Source organism: Alteribacillus iranensis (assembly GCF_900113025.1).
GTDB classification, from domain to species: Bacteria; Bacillota; Bacilli; order Bacillales; family Marinococcaceae; genus Alteribacillus_A; species Alteribacillus_A iranensis.
Window position 1 is genome coordinate 44,982 of sequence record NZ_FONT01000009.1, and the last position, 17,077, is coordinate 62,058.

Below are 17,077 nucleotides of genomic sequence, written 5' to 3' on the forward strand. Positions count from 1 at the left end.
GCGAAGGATGCTTCTCAATTTGAAATATTAAGACAACAATTAAGACACGATACTTCGCACTTCAACGTGCCTTTCTAATTTCCTCTTGACACGTTGTAAAGCGTTGTCGATCGATTTTACATGGCGGTTTAGCTCACCGGATATTTCTTGGTAAGACCTCCCGTCCAAGTATAACATCAGCACTTTCTGTTCAAGTTCACTTAGTATCTCTCTAATTTTCCCTTCAATGTCATCCACTTGTTCTTGATTAATAAACAGCTCTTCAGGATCACTCACTCTGGAACCACAAAGTACATCTAATAATGTACGTTCGGACTCTTCATCATAGAGAGGCTTGTCCAAAGATATGTAAGAATTTAAAGGCATATGCTTTTGTCTCGTAGCTGTCTTAATTGCGGTAATGATCTGCCTGGTTATACATAGCTCGGCAAAAGCTCTGAATGACGAAAGCTTGTCCCCCCGATAGTCTCTAATTGCCTTATAGAGTCCTATCATTCCTTCCTGTACAATATCTTCATGATCCCCGCCAATTAAAAAATATGATTTTGCTTTGGCCCGGACAAAGTTCTTGTACTTGTTAATCAAAAATTCCAAAGAAGCGCTGTCACCGGAACGTACCTTTTCTACAAGAATTTCGTCTTCGGCTTTATCTAAGTACTGATGCTCTGTTTCTTTGAGGTCTAGACTCAATACAATCCCTCCGCCCTCGACTGATTGTACGATTATAATTGCGTTGTAATATGTTGGTAATTACATTATATAGCACCGCTTATAGAAGCGTCAACCGCTCAACGGTGGCCTCGACGCCATTTGTCAAAAATTTCAGCCATTTCCTCTGAAAGGGGAAAGTTTGACAACTTTTCTTGCGCACTTTGTTGTTCTACTTCTTTCGCTATGTTTTTTTCGACTACTTGCATCTCAATCCGAAGCTCCCGAGCTGATTTACGCAAAGCTCCACTTCCAAACGTTAATGTCTGTTCAGCATAATCAGAAGTAGCTACATGGATTCGGGTCTCAATGTTTTTTAGCTCCCCTACCAGTTTCTCAATCCTTTCATCTGCCGTTTCATTCTCCCGGGTATAGATAATATCTACTAAATGATTATTATAGTTTTTACCAAGACCCGGGACCATGTGGGCGTCAAAAACTACCTTCACCTCCCAGCCTTTGAATGCTTGATACTCTGCCATCTTTTCGATTAACAGATCACGAGCCTCAGCTAGATCATGGTCTTTTATTTTTTTTAACTCTGGCCAATCGCCGATCATATTGTATCCGTCAACTAGCAATATATCTTTCATATTATTCACTTCCTAAAGGGTGGCGCTTCCTGTAAACTTCATACATTAACAAACTAGCGGCAACAGAAGCATTTAAAGATGTTACCTTGCCGACCATGGGTATATTTAACAGTATGTCGCACTTTTCTTTAACTAGTCGGCTCACCCCTTTGCCTTCACTGCCGATCACCAGCCCTATCGGCATGTCCGCCGACCACGATCTAAAATCATCATCAGCAGAGGCATCGGTTCCAACAAACCAGAGCCCTTGTTTTTTCAGTTCATCCATCGTCCTGGCTATATTAGTCACCCGAGCCACCGGGACATGCTCGATGGCCCCAGTAGAAGCTTTCGCTACCGTCTGAGTAAGACCCACTGCCCGTCTTTTTGGAATAATTACTCCATGAACACCAGCAGCATCAGCAGTCCGTAAAATAGAACCAAGGTTATGGGGGTCGGCAATTTCATCTAGCAAAATGATAAAAGGGTCTTCCTTTTTCCTAGCAGCCGCTTCTAACATATCTTCAATGTTTGCATATTGATAAGCAGCAACAGAAGCAACCACTCCTTGATGATGTTGAGAATTAGAGAGTTCATCCAGTTTTTTACGGGGAGCTTGCTGTATGATAATTCCATTTTCTTTTGCCAGCTGATATACCTGCTTCATCTGTCCTTTGCTTGCTCCCTCTGCTACCCAAATCTTATTGATTGACCTGCCAGAACGCATCGCTTCAAGCACAGGATTTTTACCGGATATCCATTCTTCACTCATTCTTCTCATTCCTCTCTATGATGTCAATTGCATAAGAAATCATCTCTTCCAGACGTTTCTCTTTATTTAAGAGATACAAATATCCTATCACGGCTTCAAATGCAGTACTATACCTGTATGTTCCCTGGTCGGTGTTTTTGGGAATAGTGCCTGATTTGGCATTTCTCCCACGCCTCATCACTGCTTCTTCTTCTTCCGTCAGCCAATTTTCTTCGATTAATGTATGTAACACCTTTGCTTGGGCATAAGCAGAGACAAACGTAACTGCACTGCGATGAAGGAGGTGAGGGCGAACTCTGCCCGATAAGATGAGATGCTGGCGGATATACAAATCATACACAGAGTCCCCCATATATGCTAAAGCAAGAGCGTTAAGCTGCTTAACATCTACTTTACCGTACGATTGTTTGCTAATCATGATTACTGCTCCCTTTTCCACCTGGTTCCCTGTGGAGTATCCTCAAGAATGATCCCTTTCTCTTTTAACATGTCTCTTATCTCGTCCGCTCGAGAAAAGTTTCTATTTTTTCGCGCTTCGATTCTCTCTTGAATCAGTGTTTCTATTTCTGCATCCATTATTTCTTCTTCTGTCTCAATTGGAATATCCAGTACTGCTCCGATATCACGAATAGTATGAATAAAAAACTGTAACACTTCTTTAGAAGACTGTTGTTCTTGTAAATATTTGTTTGCCTCTTTCACAAGGTCAAACAGAACACTAATTCCATTCGCACTGTTAAAATCATCGTCCATTTCTTTGATGAAGTCAGCTTTATGCTCTTTTACTTTCTCTGCCCATTCTTCTTTTTCTCCCCCTAAATCGGCACTATGTGCTAAGCGGTGTTTCAAATTATCAGTCGTACTCTGAATACGTTCAAGGCCATTCTTCGCACTTTCTAATAATTCCTCATTAAAATTTAAGGGGCTCCGATAATGAGCTTGAAGCATGAAAAAACGAACGACTTCCGGCCGGTGTTTTTTTATTATATCCTTAACCAATACAAAGTTACCTAGTGACTTCGACATCTTTTCGTTATTAATTTGTATATAGCCATTATGCATCCAGTATTTTGCCATTTCCTGGCCATTTAGCGCCTCCGATTGGGCAATTTCGTTCTCGTGGTGAGGGAATGCAAGGTCTTGTCCTCCAGCGTGTATGTCGATTGTGTCTCCCAGGTACTTTTTCACCATAGCGGAGCACTCTATGTGCCATCCTGGCCGACCTTTCCCCCAAGGGCTATCCCAAGAAATTTCACCTTCTTTTGCTTGTTTCCAGAGCGCAAAATCCAAAGGATCTTGTTTCTTTTCGCCTATTTCCACCCTCGCCCCCGAAAGCAATTCATGGATGGATTGCGATGATAATTTTCCGTACTCTTTGAAGGACTTAGTAGAGAAATAGACATCTCCTTCTGCCTCGTATGCATATCCTTTTTGGATAAGAGCTTCAATAAATTGAATGATATCTGGCATCGTCTCTGTCACCCGTGGATGCAGGTCCGCCTTTTTCACTCCTAATGCTTCTGTATCCTGGAAATAAGCATGGATAAATCTCTCTGCTACTTTGGGAACTTCTTCTTTCAGCTCCCTCGCTGCTTTAATAATTTTGTCATCGACATCTGTGAAGTTAGAAACAAAAAATACATCATAGCCTCGGTACTCCAGATAACGCCTGACCATGTCAAATACGATGGCTGGCCGTGCATTCCCAATGTGAATATTATTGTAAACTGTGGGACCGCACACATACATTTTAATTTTTCCTTCCTGCAGGGGGACAAGCTTTTCTTTTTTACGAGTCAATGAGTTATAGAGATGAATACTCATCGTTTATCTATCCTTTCCTCATGCTTGATATTATTTTTGTATGCTTCGAGCTCCCTTTTTAGTGAGGCTATTTCTTTTTCTAATTCATTAAATTTATCATTAACTGGATCCGGTAACATATGGTGAGCAAGGGAGTCCTGTTTCACTTTTACCCCGTCTTGAACGACAATTTTTCCAGGAATACCGACTACGGTAGAATTTGGAGGTACCTCTTTTAATACGACCGACCCTGCTCCAATACGTGAATGGGCTCCGATGGTCATAGAACCGAGGATTTTAGCTCCAGAGGCAATTAACACGTTATCTTCAATCGTTGGATGGCGCTTCCCTTTCTCTTTTCCCGTCCCACCTAACGTTACTCCTTGATAAATTGTCACATCGTCTCCAATTTCACATGTTTCTCCAATTACTACACCCATCCCGTGGTCGATAAATAACCGTTGACCTATCACCGCTCCCGGATGGATTTCGATACCTGTAAAAAAACGACTGATTTGTGAAAGCAGCCGAGCGAGAAAATACATTTTTCTCTTCCACATCCAATGAGCGATACGATGTGCCCATATCGCGTGAACGCCTGAATAGGTCGTAATGACTTCAAACTTGCTTCTTGCCGCCGGGTCCCTTTCAAATACAACGTTGATATCATTTTTAAATGTCTTCCACACTCTACTCACTCCTCTCCCTTTCACACGTCACTGAAAACAAATATACGTACATATTTTCTTTTTGAAGGATCTGTCTCTATTTCTTCACGTATAAAAAAAGCGCCCCATGCACGATCTGTGCACAGAGACGCTTTATAGGCGCGGTTCCACTCTGTTTAAAAGGGCTATCGGTATAGACAATTCCCCTTTTCTCTCCTGACAGATAACGGCTGCCAACCGCCCCTGCCTACTCACTCGTTCAACAGGGAACTCAGGGAGGCATGTTCAGAATACGTGTCCAGAAACCACTCTCAGCATCCGTGGTTCTCTCTGTACAGGAATCGTATCCCTACTTTTTCCCTTCTATGATTTGTACTTATCATGTTAATAATTATGATTGATTTACTGCCTGTCTTAAGCGTGTCTGTACTACTTCTTTTCCTAAAAGAGAGATAGCATGCGGCAGTTCCGGGCCATGCGTTTGCCCGGTGACTGCTACGCGTATAGGCATAAATAACTTTTTCCCTTTTTGGCCTGTCGCTTTTTGCGTAGCTTTGGTAGCTGCTTTTATTTCAGCAGGCTCAAATGCTGAAAGTTCTTCCAGCTCTTTTGAGAAGTGTTCCAGCACTTCTTGTACTTGTTCACCGCTCAATACTTCTTTCGCCTCTTCATTATAATCTATTTCCGTTTTAAAGAACAATGATGTTAATTCAGTAATTTCTGCCGCGTAGTGCATTTGCTCTTGATAGAGGCTAACAAGCTTTTTCGTCCACTCATATTGTTCCTCGGTTAACTCTTCCGGAAGACGGCCTTCTTTTTGAAGATGCGGAATAGCTAGATTCGTTAACCTCTCTGCATCTGCTTCTTTGACATACTGGTTATTCATCCATGCAAGCTTGTCTGTATCAAAAATAGCCGGTGCTTTCGACACTCTTTCTAGCGAGAATTGCTCTTCTAATTCCTTGATAGAAAAAATCTCTTCTTCCCCCACTGGAGACCACCCTAGAAGGGCAAGAAAGTTAACTAACGCTTCTGGTAAGTAACCGAGTTCTTTATATTGCTCGACGAATTGAATAATGGATTCATCTCGCTTACTCATTTTTTGCCTATCCGGGTTTAAAATAAGAGAAGCATGTGCAAACATCGGCTTTTCCCAGCCAAATGCTTCAAACACCAAAGCCTGTCGCGGAGCGTTTGAAAGGTGCTCTTCTCCCCGAATGACGTGAGAAATTCCCATTAGATGATCATCTACTACTACAGCGAAATTATAAGTAGGAATGCCATCTTTACGCGCAATGACAAAATCACCTATATCATCGGTATCAAACGTAACATCCCCACGTATGGCATCTTCAATTAAGACACTCTGCCCTTCCGGTACACGAAATCGAACGACCGGTTTAATTCCTTGCTGTTCATATTCTCGTCTTTGTTCTTCTGTGAGATCACGGTCTCGCCCGCTGTATTTAGGAGCTTCTCCACGGGCAAGTTGTTCTTGTCTTTCTTTTTCAAGCTCTTCTTCCGTCATGTAATCATAATATGCTTTTCCTGAATCCAATAGCTTCTGTAAGTATTCTTTGTAGATATCGATACGTTCCATGCAACGGTACGGCTCGTGAGGCCCTCCGATATCGATGCTTTCATCCCAATCAATACCTAACCATTTCAAACTGTCAAGCAGCTTATCTGTCGCTTCTTCGATGTTTCTTGCTTGGTCTGTATCCTCAATACGAATGATAAACTTGCCGCCTTGGCTTCTTGCAAACAGATAGTTAAATAATGCTGACCGCGCTCCTCCTATATGTAAATGTCCTGTCGGACTAGGAGCAAACCGAACCCTTACTTCTTCACTCATGATAACACCTTCCATTTATTTATCTATTCTTCTTTAGGGAGCAGCAGTACTACCGCATGCGCGGCGATTCCTTCTTCTCTCCCAGTAAATCCTAATTTTTCAGTAGTGGTTGCTTTCACATTAATTTGCGTAAGGTCTGCGTCTAGGATACTAGCTATCGATTGACGTATATCGTGAATGTATGGTGCCATTTTAGGCTTTTCGGCTAATATAGTGCAATCCATATTACCTAGCTGCCATCCTTCTTTCTTCACCATTGTAAAAACTTCTCTCATCAGTTGTGCAGAATCAGCACCTTTGTATGCTGGATCGGTGTCTGGGAAATGCTTCCCAATGTCCCCTTTGCCGACAGCTCCCAATAAGGCATCGGATGCAGCGTGAAGTAAGACGTCGGCATCAGAATGACCCATTAAGCCTTTCGGATGATCTATTTTGATCCCGCCAATTATCAATGGACGGTTTTCTGTCAGTTGATGTACATCAAATCCATGTCCTATCCTCATTTTTTTGTTCCTCTTTCCGTTTGTTTAATATTGCCTTCGCTACCGGTATATCTTCTGGAGTTGTAATCTTAATGTTATCATAGCTTCCTTCTGTGATATGTATTCTACTGCCTAGCCGTTCTACCAGACTTGCATCGTCAGTACCATAGAAAGAAGTGTTATTGGCTTCTTCATAAGCCTTTACCAACATGTCATAATGAAATGCTTGCGGTGTTTGAATCGCCCATAATGTATTACGATCCAGCGTCTGTTGTATCATCCCATCGCTTACTGTTTTTATAGTATCTTTTACGGGAACGCCTAGTACCGCGGCTCCGTTTTCGTAAGCAGTTTCGGTCAGCTTGTAGATATCTTTTCTCGTAACAAAAGGGCGCGCCCCATCATGGACGAGAATGACAGTAGTAGGAGTGGCTAGTTTTTTTAAGCCGGAATATACGCTATCCTGCCGCTCTGCTCCTCCTAAGGCAATGGTAACCTTATCACTCTTTAGCCTCCACTTATCAAGCAAATCTTCCATATCGGCAAGGTCGGATGGACTTGCAACAACTACGATCTGTTTACAAACAGGATCATTCGCAAAAATGGCTACAGTATGGACAATAAGCGGTTGTCCTTCTATGGTAAGAAATTGTTTATTTTTTCCTGCTTTCATTCTCTTGCCTTGGCCGGCTGCTGGAATAATCACACTATACTCCATCATTCAAATCCTTATCCTTTATATTTATCGTAAGCTCTTTTATCATACACGTTATCCCTATACAGAGGCAACGTTTGGAAGAGTTTCTCTCAGAAAAGAAAGAAACCCCTGGTCAGTGGGATGTTATCACCGGCAGGGGTTTGTTACCATTACAATGCCTTCTCCATTAGTTTTGGTTTTGCAAATATCATTCGGCCTGCACTCGTTTGCAGCACACTTGTTACTACTACATCTATTGTTTTGCCGATATGACTTCGACCGCCTTCCACTACGATCATCGTTCCATCATCCAGGTAAGCGACGCCTTGGTTTTGTTCTTTCCCATCTTTGATGACCTGAACGTTCATCTCTTCTCCAGGGAGGACTACAGGCTTCACGGCATTTGCAAGGTCATTAATATTTAAAACATCCACCCCTTGCAAGTCACATACTTTATTTAAATTAAAATCATTGGTGACAACCATCCCGTTTTGGATTTTTGCCAACTTAACAAGCTTACTATCTACCTCTTGAATATCTTCGAAATCGCCTTCGTATATTTCTACCTTAATCGGCAATTCTTTTTGGATACGTTTCAAGATATCAAGCCCACGACGGCCGCGGTTACGTTTCAGCACATCCGATGAATCAGCAATATGCTGTAGTTCCTCGAGTACAAATCCTGGAATGACAAGAGTTCCTTCGATAAACCCTGTTTGACAAATGTCGGCAATACGTCCATCAATGATCACGCTTGTATCAAGAATTTTAACTTTTGGACGTTCTGAAGTAGGGGTGGTCTCTTCTTTCTTTTTCATCGCTGCCCGGCTTGCTGGAAATAAATTCATTAACTCATCTCGTTTTTTAAATCCAATCTGAAAACCGAAATAGCCAAGAAAAAATGTTACGAATATCGGTAAAACAGAACTGATGACAGGAAAGCTCACTGAATTAAGAGGAATACTTATTAAAAATGCAACCACTAAACCAGCAACTAATCCAAGAGTACCAAACAAAACATCTGCTACTGGTGCCTTAACAATTGTTTCTTCCATTAGCTTCATTCCATTTACAATGTAATCTGCTAGCCAGAACGTAGCAAAGTACATCAAAGCTGCGCCAAGAATGGCCCCTATATATGGGCTGCCCAGCCATCCTGGAACTGAATTAAAATTAAATAATGATATAAATTCCGGTATAAAGATGAATCCTAGTGTTGTTCCAGCCAATATAAAAAATAATTGAACAATCCTTTTTAACACGCGTCAGCACCTCCTTTCTCCAGTATAGACATCTCCTGTTAATTAAAAACCCTATATTACCTTAAACAATTGTTAAGTCCTCACCGTAAAACAAATGTAGCAAAGTATTTACAAAAAGTCATAGTTTTAATGATTTTTTTATCAATTCGTGAACTATTTGTAACATTTTACCAATTATCAGGTGCGACCCGTCCTTGAAGAACGACCTCTAATGCTTCCTCCAGCTCCGTTACGCCAATTACTTTTATTTCCCCCGGAGGTGTCCATCCCTCTAAATTCTTAGCTGGTATGATGGCTCGAGTAAAACCAAGCTTTGCTGCCTCTTGAATTCTCTCTTCTATTCGTGCTACACGCCTAATTTCCCCCGTAAGTCCGACTTCCCCAATAACGACATCCCCTGGGTCGGTTGTGTAGTTCCGAAAACTGGATGCGATACTTACAGCTAGACCTAAATCTATCGCAGGCTCATCTAGCTTCACACCTCCAGCTACATTTAAATAAGCATCTTGATTTTGAAGCAGCATGCCTAACCGTTTTTCCAAAACAGCCATAAGCAAGGCAATACGATTATGATCAATCCCTGTTGCGGTCCTCCTTGGATTAGCATAGCTCGTGGGGGCTATTAATGCTTGCACTTCTACAAGAACCGGCCTGGTCCCTTCAATCGATGCCACCACAATAGATCCGGAGGTACCTTTTGTGCGATCTTCTAAAAAAATTTCCGAAGGATTTTTTACTTCCTGCAAACCGTACTCTTTCATTTCAAAGATTCCTATTTCGTTTGTTGAACCAAAACGGTTTTTTACAGCTCTTAGAATCCGATAAGTATGATGACGTTCTCCCTCAAAGTATAAAACCGAGTCCACCATATGTTCGAGCATTTTTGGACCAGCAATTGAACCTTGTTTCGTCACGTGACCAACTATAAATATAGCGATCCCGCGACTTTTAGCCAATTTCATGAACATAGATGTGGATTCCCTCACTTGAGCAACACTGCCGGGAGCTGACGTTATGTCGTCATGATGTACCGTTTGAATAGAATCGATCACTACCAAAGACGGGCTCATTTCTTCAATGGCTCGTTCAATAAGTGCCATATTTGTTTCAGCGAGGAGGTAAAGACTTTCTTCATTAATATTCATTCGGTCCGCACGGAGTTTTGTCTGTTTTAATGATTCCTCACCAGATATATAAAGCACATTATGGTATTTTGAGGCTAATAAGGCAGACGCTTGAAGAAGCAGCGTCGATTTACCAATTCCTGGATCCCCTCCCACTAATACAAGTGATCCTGGAACCATTCCTCCTCCTAGTACCCGATTTAATTCTGGAAGAGAGGTATCGATTCTCGGTTCCTCGCCCCCGGTAACTTTTGTGATCGATTGAGGTTTTCTCGCCCCAGGTTCACCAAAAGAACGTGCAGCTGCTACAGCACCCTTCTTCGGTTTAGAGGATGTTTCTAATTCTTCCACCATTGTATTCCACGCTTGGCAGCCAGGACATCGTCCCATCCACTTTCTCGATTCATAACCACATTCCTGGCAGACAAATTTTGTTTTTTGCTTCGCCATAAATTTTCCCTCTCTCTACCTTATGCAAACTACATTCAAAGTTGACCACAGGAAAAACGCAAGCGCCCTAACTTGCACAAGTTATGATGACTATTGCCTCACACACATAACGTGTCAATTTCAGCAAAAGATCAATCACCTCTGATCCTCCTGTGCGGCTGGGCACTGAGGCTAGATAACGACCGCTAAAAATGTTTATTTACCTTATCTGTAAACAAAAGCACGGAAGATTGTCGAATGAGATATAATAATAGCCGCTCTCTTCACTCACGCTGGCGAAAACTGTCGAATTCCATCCTATGCACAAGAAGCTGTCCAAGAAGATGTATTCTTCCACTCGGACAGCACTTGTACGTAGTTACAGAATCTCCTGCTTGATTGTTTTAATTAAGCATTGGCTCCTGATTTTGCGCGGACGACAAATTCACCATTTTCGGTATCAATGATAGCTGTGTCTCCTTTTTGAATACTTCCACGGAGCAATTCTTCCGAAAGACGATCCTCGACATGGCGCTGCAACGCGCGACGCAGTGGACGAGCTCCATATTCAGGGTCAAAGCCTTCATCCGAAATTTTTTCTTTCGCTTCCTCTGTTAATTCAAAGTCAATACCTTGTTCCGATAGACGCTTTCTCAATTCTTCTGCCATTAAAGAAACGATTTCTTTAATATGCTTCTTCTCTAGGCTGTGGAAGACAATAATCTCGTCTACCCGGTTTAAAAATTCAGGGCGGAATGTATTCTTCAGTTCACCCATCACTTTGTCACGCATATCTTGGAAATTCTCTTCCTCGTTTTGGGTAGCGAAACCAACAGACTTACTTCTTCTTAAGAGGCTTGCCCCCACATTAGAAGTCATGATGATTGCCGTATTTCGAAAATCTACTCGACGTCCTTTTGAGTCAGTAAGGAAACCATCTTCTAATACTTGAAGTAAAATATTAAATACTTCCGGATGTGCTTTTTCTACCTCATCCAGCAATATGACTGAATACGGGTTCCGGCGAACTTTTTCCGTTAATTGGCCGCCTTCCTCATATCCAACATATCCTGGAGGTGAACCAACAAGACGACTCGTAGCATGCTTCTCCATATACTCAGACATATCTATACGAATGACAGAATCTTCATCACCAAACAATGTTTCCGATACTGCTCTTGCCAATTCCGTTTTCCCTACTCCAGTAGGGCCGAGGAATATGAAGGAGCCTATTGGACGTTTCGGGTCTTTTAACCCAGCGCGTGCACGACGAATGGCTTTGGATACAGCTTTAACAGCCTCTTCTTGACCAATAACACGGTCATGTAAAATATCTTCCATTTTCAACAAGCGATCAGTCTCTTCTTCTGCAAGCTTGGATACAGGAATTCCGGTCCAGCTAGCCACCACCTGAGCGATGTCCTCAGGAGTTACTTCTGTATTTTCCTGGCCTTGCTTTTCTTTCCATTCATTTTTCATTTTCTCGAGTTCTTCTCTTAACCGCTGCTCACTGTCACGTAAAGAAGCTGCTTTTTCAAACTCCTGGCTCTGTACAGCTGCGTCTTTTTCTTTCCTTGTTTCCTCGAGTTTCTGCTCCAGTTCTTTTAAATTAGGCGGAGCTGTGTAAGAACGAAGGCGCACTTTGGAACCTGCTTCATCAATTAAATCAATCGCTTTATCAGGGAGAAAACGGTCTGAAATATACCGATCTGATAACTTCACTGCTTCTTCGATCGCTTCATCTGTAATGGTCACCCGGTGGTGTGCTTCATAGCGGTCTCGCAGGCCACTTAGAATTTGTATTGATTCTTCATTCGTTGGTTCATCAACTTGGATAGGCTGGAACCTTCTTTCTAACGCCGCATCCTTTTCGATATACTTACGGTACTCATCTAATGTAGTAGCTCCGATACATTGTAACTCTCCACGTGCCAAAGATGGTTTTAAAATATTAGAAGCATCAATTGCTCCTTCCGCCCCACCGGCACCGATAAGAGTATGGAGCTCATCTATAAATAGAATAACATTGCCTGCTTGACGTATTTCTTCCATCACTTTTTTCAAACGGTCTTCGAATTCACCACGATATTTCGTGCCGGCTACGACCGTGCCCATATCTAATGTCATCACGCGTTTATTACGCAGCGTTTCCGGCACTTCATTCGAAACAATCGCTTGCGCCAACCCTTCTGCGACTGCTGTTTTACCAACACCAGGTTCACCAATAAGAACGGGGTTATTCTTTGTACGCCGGCTCAACACTTGTATGACTCTTTCGATCTCTTTACTTCTTCCAATAACAGGATCTAATCCCTCTTCTTTTGCCACTGCTGTTAAATCTCTAGCTAAGCTATCTAGAGTTGGAGTATTCGCATTAGCAGACCCTCCACCGGATGCTTGCTGGTGTCCGGCGCCAGATGATTCATGATTACCTAACAATTGGAGAACTTGCTGACGTGCTTTATTTAAGCTGACGCCTAGATTATTAAGGACACGTGCCGCTACTCCTTCTCCTTCGCGTATTAATCCAAGCAATATATGCTCTGTTCCTACGTAAGAATGGCCAAGCTTTCTCGCTTCATCCATAGAGAGCTCGATAACTTTTTTGGCTCTTGGTGTATAATGAATGGTTTTCGAGCCTTCCTGACTGCTGCCAATTAATGCTTCTACTTCTTTTTGAATTTGTTCGGAACCAAGATTTAAGGCTTGCAGGGCTTTTGCCGCAATCCCTTCTCCTTCGCGAATGAGACCAAGCAATATATGTTCTGTTCCAATGTTGTTATGTCCTAGTCGAATTGCTTCCTCTTGTGCTAAAGCTAGTACTTTTTGCGCTCGTTCTGTAAACCGTCCAAACATCATAGACGTGCACCTCCATATTTTACTATTCGTTTTCTAACATCAACCGCTCTCTAATTAACGCGGCTCTCCTGATATCTCTTTCATTTGGTGCGAGTGTACTTTCAGCATATTGTTGGAGAAAACCAGGCTGAGTTAAAATCATTAACTCATTTAAGATATTACCCGATACTCCTTGTATTAAATCCATATCAATTCCAAGTCGAACATCGGATAATCGTTTTGCAGCTTCTTTGGAGTCCATCACCCGGCTGTTCGCCAAGATTCCGAAAGATCGATAAACTTTATCTTCCATTTGTATTCTTGAGGCACGTAATAACTTCTCCCGTGCTGCTCTTTCTTGCTGGATGAGCTGCATTACGACTCCCCGAAGATCCTCTACCATATCTTCTTCCGATTTTCCAAGTGTCATTTGGTTTGAAATTTGAAAGAGATTTCCGAGTGTTTCACTGCCTTCCCCGTAAATACCCCGTACAACTAATCCAAGCTGGTTTATAGCAGGTAAAATACGATTTAATTGCTTTGTCATGACTAATGCCGGCAAATGCATCATCACGGAAGCTCTCATTCCTGTTCCCACATTTGTAGGACAGCTCGTTAAATAGCCCCTATATTCATCAAAGGCATAGGTGACTTTTTCCTCTATCCAATCATCAAGCCCATTGGAGAGAACTAATCCTTCACTCAACTGAAAACCTCGAAACAGGCATTGGAGACGTATATGATCTTCTTCATTTATCATAATGCTGACAGATTCATTTTCGTTAAGTAGTACTGCTCCATGTTTTGATTTATCAGCAAGATATGGACTAATCAAATGCTTTTCAACTAGCATTCTTTTCTCGTTAGGCGAAAGATCGTCCATTTTGATCAGTTCCAACGCGCCGATCGAATCATATTTTCGTTGAGCCAGTTCTCTTGACACGTAGTGAAGTAAAGTCTGGGATGATTCCTCTGAAGCGATAATGGGGAAGGGATAATGCTCTAAATTGCGAGCAAGTCGTATTCTTGTGCTAATTACGATGTCTCCATCCGGGTCAGGTCCTGACTTCATCCACGGACTGATCGCTTGTGAAATAAAACGTTCCAGAGACATTATCATTCTCCCTCCCCGTCTTGCATATTAAACTCCAAATGTCGTATTTCGTCCCGCAGTCTGGCAGCTTCTTCAAATTCTTCCGATTCTACGTGACGACGCAGCTGAGTGCGCAGCTCTTCGATTTTCCTTTTTACTTCTATTTTGCCGCCTTCTCTTCTCGGAATTTTACCAGCATGCCGAGTGTTTCCTCCATGTACTCTCCTGAATATAGGATCCAGTTTCGTACTGAAAGTTCTATAGCATTCCGAACAACCAAATTTACCGATTTCAGTAAATCTATCATAAGATAACCCACAATTATTACAAACTAATGGTGTAGGAGCTTTTGACGACGAACGTACTCCATTTTTTGGCTGCTCAAAATGTAAAAGTCCAGACAATAAGTCCTGTATAGAATAACTATTCCAGTTAGGAAATGTTTCACCTTTATCTTTCGCGCATTCCTCACAGAGGTGCATTTCATTCTTTTGTCCATTTATGATTTTAGTAAAGTGGAGTGTTGCTTGCCTCTTTTGACATTCTTCACAAAGCACGTTGTCTCTCCCTCCTCAGCCGTCTCTATTTAAATCTCAAGCTGCTAAGCATGGCTTTAAGCACCCTTGCTCGGAGTAAGTCACGATCTTCTGAATGCTTTAAGGATAAAATGTTCCGATCGGTTGCCGCAAGCATCATATTAGCTTCTCTTTTAGATATAACCTTTTCTTCGAATAATCTCATAATAATACTTTCGGCTGTGACTTGATCAATTCCTTCTTTTACTAGCTTTAATAATTGATCTACCAGTTCCGCATGGTCTGCAATTTTCACTCTTGAAATTCGAATGTATCCCCCTCCCCCTCTTTTACTTTCAACCATATATCCCTTTTCTGTAGTAAACCTAGTACTAATAACATAATTAATCTGCGAGGGAACACACTCAAATTGCTTAGCCAGCTCACTTCGTTTTATTTCGATAAGCCCCTTCTCGCTATTCGTTAAAATTTCTTTTAAATGCTGCTCAATAATATCCGAGATGTTCCTCAAGAGAATGACCTCCCCTCCACTAAAAAGAAGTAGATGTCCCTTGACCTTGACTATATTTGACTATAAATATAATACACCTTCTTCTGTATTGCAAGCAGAAAGCATTACTCATTTTAGCCAACATAAAAGAAATCATTCCCGTGTTAAATCCATTTCCAAATTAACAACACCTTTAGTTTTCAATAGGTTATCGTAAAAACTTGTTTGATCTAGTGTTTTAGGAGCCTTAAAAAAAATAACATAAAAAACCTGCTTACCGTCATCCAGCTCCGTAGCAGCCCGAACTTTCTGGATCTGCATGCCGTTGTCTTCTAAAATATCAAGCAGATAAGCTAACGTAATAGATCGTTTATCTACCGTTATTTCAATTTTTTCCGGTAAATCGTTTTTAAAAAAGCGATCCACATTATTTAAGAAAAACAGACTAAGTAAAACAATAATCGTTGTAATGACAGCGGCAAAATACATGCCAGCGCCTGCTGCTAAACCGATCGCTGCTACTACCCAAATGGAGGCAGCAGTAGTCAGTCCTTTTATAGACACTCCTTGGACAATAATGGTACCTGCTCCCAAAAATCCAACCCCGCTAATTACATAAGAAGCAAGCCGAGAAGGGTCATATCTCACGAAATCTTCGTTAGCATACAAATAATCTTGAAACCCAAAAAGAGCCATAAGCATAGCCAGACATGCTCCTACTCCAACTAACATATGTGTCCTGAAGCCAGCGGGATGACGCTTGTATTCACGTTCAATCCCTATAATTCCGGCTAAAAATGCTGCTAACAAAATACGCGTTAAAATCGTGTAAGATTCATCATTCAACCATGCGCTTATCTCCCACTCCATCCATCTTCTCCCCCCTTTTTCTATCTATGTCATGGATAGAGGTATCATACCATCTTGTCGAAGGAAAGCGAGTTTTCCCTTCTTGTATATGTACCCGTTTTGAAACATATATAAGACTTCTATTTTTTCCTTCCAAGCCCTTTAAAGTTTGGAAATAATACTATAAATTGCTTCATCGTCCGCTTTGAATGCGTAGGCATACTATTTATGAATGTGGAATGACATTTTAAAAGCATCTTACAATAAGGTAAATTTTTTAAAATAAAGTATCAACCCGCTACTTATCATTTGAAAAAACTAAGAGATGTAACTATATTCTCATACTTTTCAATTTTATTAAACAATTATGAATGAGAAGGACTTTATCTTATCTATAATTATCTTCTTGCTCTAGAGTTAGCACCAGCCATATTTATAGAGAGCAAAATAAGAGGATTTTCCCTCGCCAATGCTTTTCCTGATCATTGTCTCATTAACTGGAGAGATTTCTAACGGGCAGGTCTAGCTAACGAGAAAACACAAAAAAACCGCCAGATCATAATCTGACGGCTTTCTCTCTTGCCTGGCAACGTCCTACTTTCACAAAGGGTCGCCCCTTCATTATCATCGGCGCTGAAGAGCTTAACTTCCGTGTTCGGCATGGGAACGGGTGGAACCTCTTCGCTATCGTCACCAGACTTATGGTCAAAGGGTCTTCTGCTAAGAACACAAACGTCCTGTTTGTAACGCAGAAGCCAGCACATCCTGTGCAAGTGTTCCCTCAAAACTGGATAACGAACATAAAGAGCGTGTATCGAGGCGCCTCATCCTTTGCGTTGGATAAGCCCTCGACCGATTAGTATCTGTCAGCTGCACGTGTTGCCACGCTTCCACCTCAG

Annotated in this window: 16 protein-coding genes, 1 rRNA gene and 1 other annotated feature; all 17 genes read right to left on the reverse strand. The window is 41.7% G+C overall.

Annotated features, from left to right (window positions below; translation table 11 throughout):
• Window positions 1-39 precede the first annotated feature (39 nt).
• The 17 genes from sigH to rrf all read right to left on the reverse strand — a co-directional run bounded on the left by sigH (window position 40) and on the right by rrf (window position 16,876).
• Complete coding sequence (gene sigH, locus BM095_RS15065) at window positions 40-690, reverse strand: RNA polymerase sporulation sigma factor SigH (protein WP_091663740.1); 651 nt, start codon at window positions 688-690, stop codon at window positions 40-42.
• A gap of 98 nt (window positions 691-788) precedes the next feature.
• Window positions 789-1,301, reverse strand: coding sequence for an NYN domain-containing protein (locus BM095_RS15070; RefSeq protein WP_091663743.1), 513 nt, complete (start codon window positions 1,299-1,301; stop codon window positions 789-791).
• A gap of 1 nt (window position 1,302) precedes the next feature.
• Window positions 1,303-2,052: a 23S rRNA (guanosine(2251)-2'-O)-methyltransferase RlmB gene (gene rlmB / locus BM095_RS15075; RefSeq protein WP_091663746.1), complete on the reverse strand. Its 750-nt coding sequence runs from the start codon at window positions 2,050-2,052 to the stop codon at window positions 1,303-1,305.
• Entirely contained in the window at window positions 2,045-2,470 is a 426-nt protein-coding gene (locus BM095_RS15080; protein WP_091663749.1) for a Mini-ribonuclease 3, read from the reverse strand. The genes rlmB and BM095_RS15080 overlap by 8 nt, the downstream gene beginning before the upstream one ends.
• Window positions 2,471-2,472: 2 nt before the next feature.
• Window positions 2,473-3,876 carry a cysteine--tRNA ligase gene (gene cysS, locus BM095_RS15085; protein ID WP_091663752.1) on the reverse strand — a complete coding sequence of 468 codons (1,404 nt, stop codon included), beginning with the start codon at window positions 3,874-3,876 and terminating at the stop codon, window positions 2,473-2,475.
• Complete coding sequence (gene cysE / locus BM095_RS15090; RefSeq protein ID WP_091663754.1) at window positions 3,873-4,544, reverse strand: serine O-acetyltransferase; 672 nt, start codon at window positions 4,542-4,544, stop codon at window positions 3,873-3,875. The genes cysS and cysE overlap by 4 nt, the downstream gene beginning before the upstream one ends.
• Before the next feature lie 120 nt (window positions 4,545-4,664).
• Window positions 4,665-4,898: a binding site (T-box leader), on the reverse strand.
• A gap of 16 nt (window positions 4,899-4,914) precedes the next feature.
• Entirely contained in the window at window positions 4,915-6,378 is a 1,464-nt protein-coding gene (gene gltX, locus BM095_RS15095; RefSeq protein WP_091663783.1) for a glutamate--tRNA ligase, read from the reverse strand.
• 23 nt (window positions 6,379-6,401) lie between these two features.
• Window positions 6,402-6,881, reverse strand: coding sequence for a 2-C-methyl-D-erythritol 2,4-cyclodiphosphate synthase (ispF, locus tag BM095_RS15100; RefSeq protein WP_091663757.1), 480 nt, complete (start codon window positions 6,879-6,881; stop codon window positions 6,402-6,404).
• On the reverse strand, window positions 6,859-7,578 hold the full coding sequence (gene ispD, locus BM095_RS15105; protein WP_091663786.1) for a 2-C-methyl-D-erythritol 4-phosphate cytidylyltransferase: 720 nt from the start codon (window positions 7,576-7,578) through the stop codon (window positions 6,859-6,861). The genes ispF and ispD overlap by 23 nt, the downstream gene beginning before the upstream one ends.
• Window positions 7,579-7,727: 149 nt before the next feature.
• Window positions 7,728-8,819: a PIN/TRAM domain-containing protein gene (locus tag BM095_RS15110; RefSeq protein ID WP_091663759.1), complete on the reverse strand. Its 1,092-nt coding sequence runs from the start codon at window positions 8,817-8,819 to the stop codon at window positions 7,728-7,730.
• 167 nt (window positions 8,820-8,986) lie between these two features.
• Entirely contained in the window at window positions 8,987-10,393 is a 1,407-nt protein-coding gene (gene radA / locus BM095_RS15115; protein ID WP_091663761.1) for a DNA repair protein RadA, read from the reverse strand.
• 387 nt (window positions 10,394-10,780) lie between these two features.
• Window positions 10,781-13,231, reverse strand: coding sequence for an ATP-dependent protease ATP-binding subunit ClpC (gene clpC, locus BM095_RS15120; RefSeq protein WP_091663764.1), 2,451 nt, complete (start codon window positions 13,229-13,231; stop codon window positions 10,781-10,783).
• A 22-nt stretch (window positions 13,232-13,253) separates the two neighbouring features.
• Entirely contained in the window at window positions 13,254-14,324 is a 1,071-nt protein-coding gene (locus tag BM095_RS15125; protein ID WP_091663767.1) for a protein arginine kinase, read from the reverse strand.
• Window positions 14,325-14,326: 2 nt separating this feature from the next.
• Window positions 14,327-14,860: a UvrB/UvrC motif-containing protein gene (locus BM095_RS15130; protein ID WP_091663770.1), complete on the reverse strand. Its 534-nt coding sequence runs from the start codon at window positions 14,858-14,860 to the stop codon at window positions 14,327-14,329.
• Between the two features lie 25 nt (window positions 14,861-14,885).
• On the reverse strand, window positions 14,886-15,350 hold the full coding sequence (locus BM095_RS15135) for a CtsR family transcriptional regulator (protein WP_091663773.1): 465 nt from the start codon (window positions 15,348-15,350) through the stop codon (window positions 14,886-14,888).
• Window positions 15,351-15,482: 132 nt separating this feature from the next.
• The gene (locus BM095_RS15140; protein ID WP_091663777.1) at window positions 15,483-16,199 is read right to left on the reverse strand and encodes an MgtC/SapB family protein; all 717 of its coding nucleotides are present in this window, start codon (window positions 16,197-16,199) and stop codon (window positions 15,483-15,485) included.
• A gap of 560 nt (window positions 16,200-16,759) precedes the next feature.
• Window positions 16,760-16,876 (reverse strand): 5S ribosomal RNA (rrf, locus tag BM095_RS15145).
• Window positions 16,877-17,077: the final 201 nt, after the last annotated feature.

Bases quoted from the DNA above. Each gene is read 5' to 3' on its own strand.
- BM095_RS15070 (WP_091663743.1), bottom strand. From the start codon at position 1,301: ATGAAAGATATATTGCTAGTTGACGGATACAATATGATCGGCGATTGG.
- rlmB (WP_091663746.1), bottom strand. From the start codon at position 2,052: ATGAGTGAAGAATGGATATCCGGTAAAAATCCTGTGCTTGAAGCGATG.
- BM095_RS15080 (WP_091663749.1), bottom strand. From the start codon at position 2,470: ATGATTAGCAAACAATCGTACGGTAAAGTAGATGTTAAGCAGCTTAAC.
- cysS (WP_091663752.1), bottom strand. From the start codon at position 3,876: ATGAGTATTCATCTCTATAACTCATTGACTCGTAAAAAAGAAAAGCTT.
- gltX (WP_091663783.1), bottom strand. From the start codon at position 6,378: ATGAGTGAAGAAGTAAGGGTTCGGTTTGCTCCTAGTCCGACAGGACAT.
- ispF (WP_091663757.1), bottom strand. From the start codon at position 6,881: ATGAGGATAGGACATGGATTTGATGTACATCAACTGACAGAAAACCGT.
- ispD (WP_091663786.1), bottom strand. From the start codon at position 7,578: ATGGAGTATAGTGTGATTATTCCAGCAGCCGGCCAAGGCAAGAGAATG.
- radA (WP_091663761.1), bottom strand. From the start codon at position 10,393: ATGGCGAAGCAAAAAACAAAATTTGTCTGCCAGGAATGTGGTTATGAA.
- clpC (WP_091663764.1), bottom strand. From the start codon at position 13,231: ATGATGTTTGGACGGTTTACAGAACGAGCGCAAAAAGTACTAGCTTTA.
- BM095_RS15125 (WP_091663767.1), bottom strand. From the start codon at position 14,324: ATGTCTCTGGAACGTTTTATTTCACAAGCGATCAGTCCGTGGATGAAG.
- BM095_RS15140 (WP_091663777.1), bottom strand. From the start codon at position 16,199: ATGGAGTGGGAGATAAGCGCATGGTTGAATGATGAATCTTACACGATT.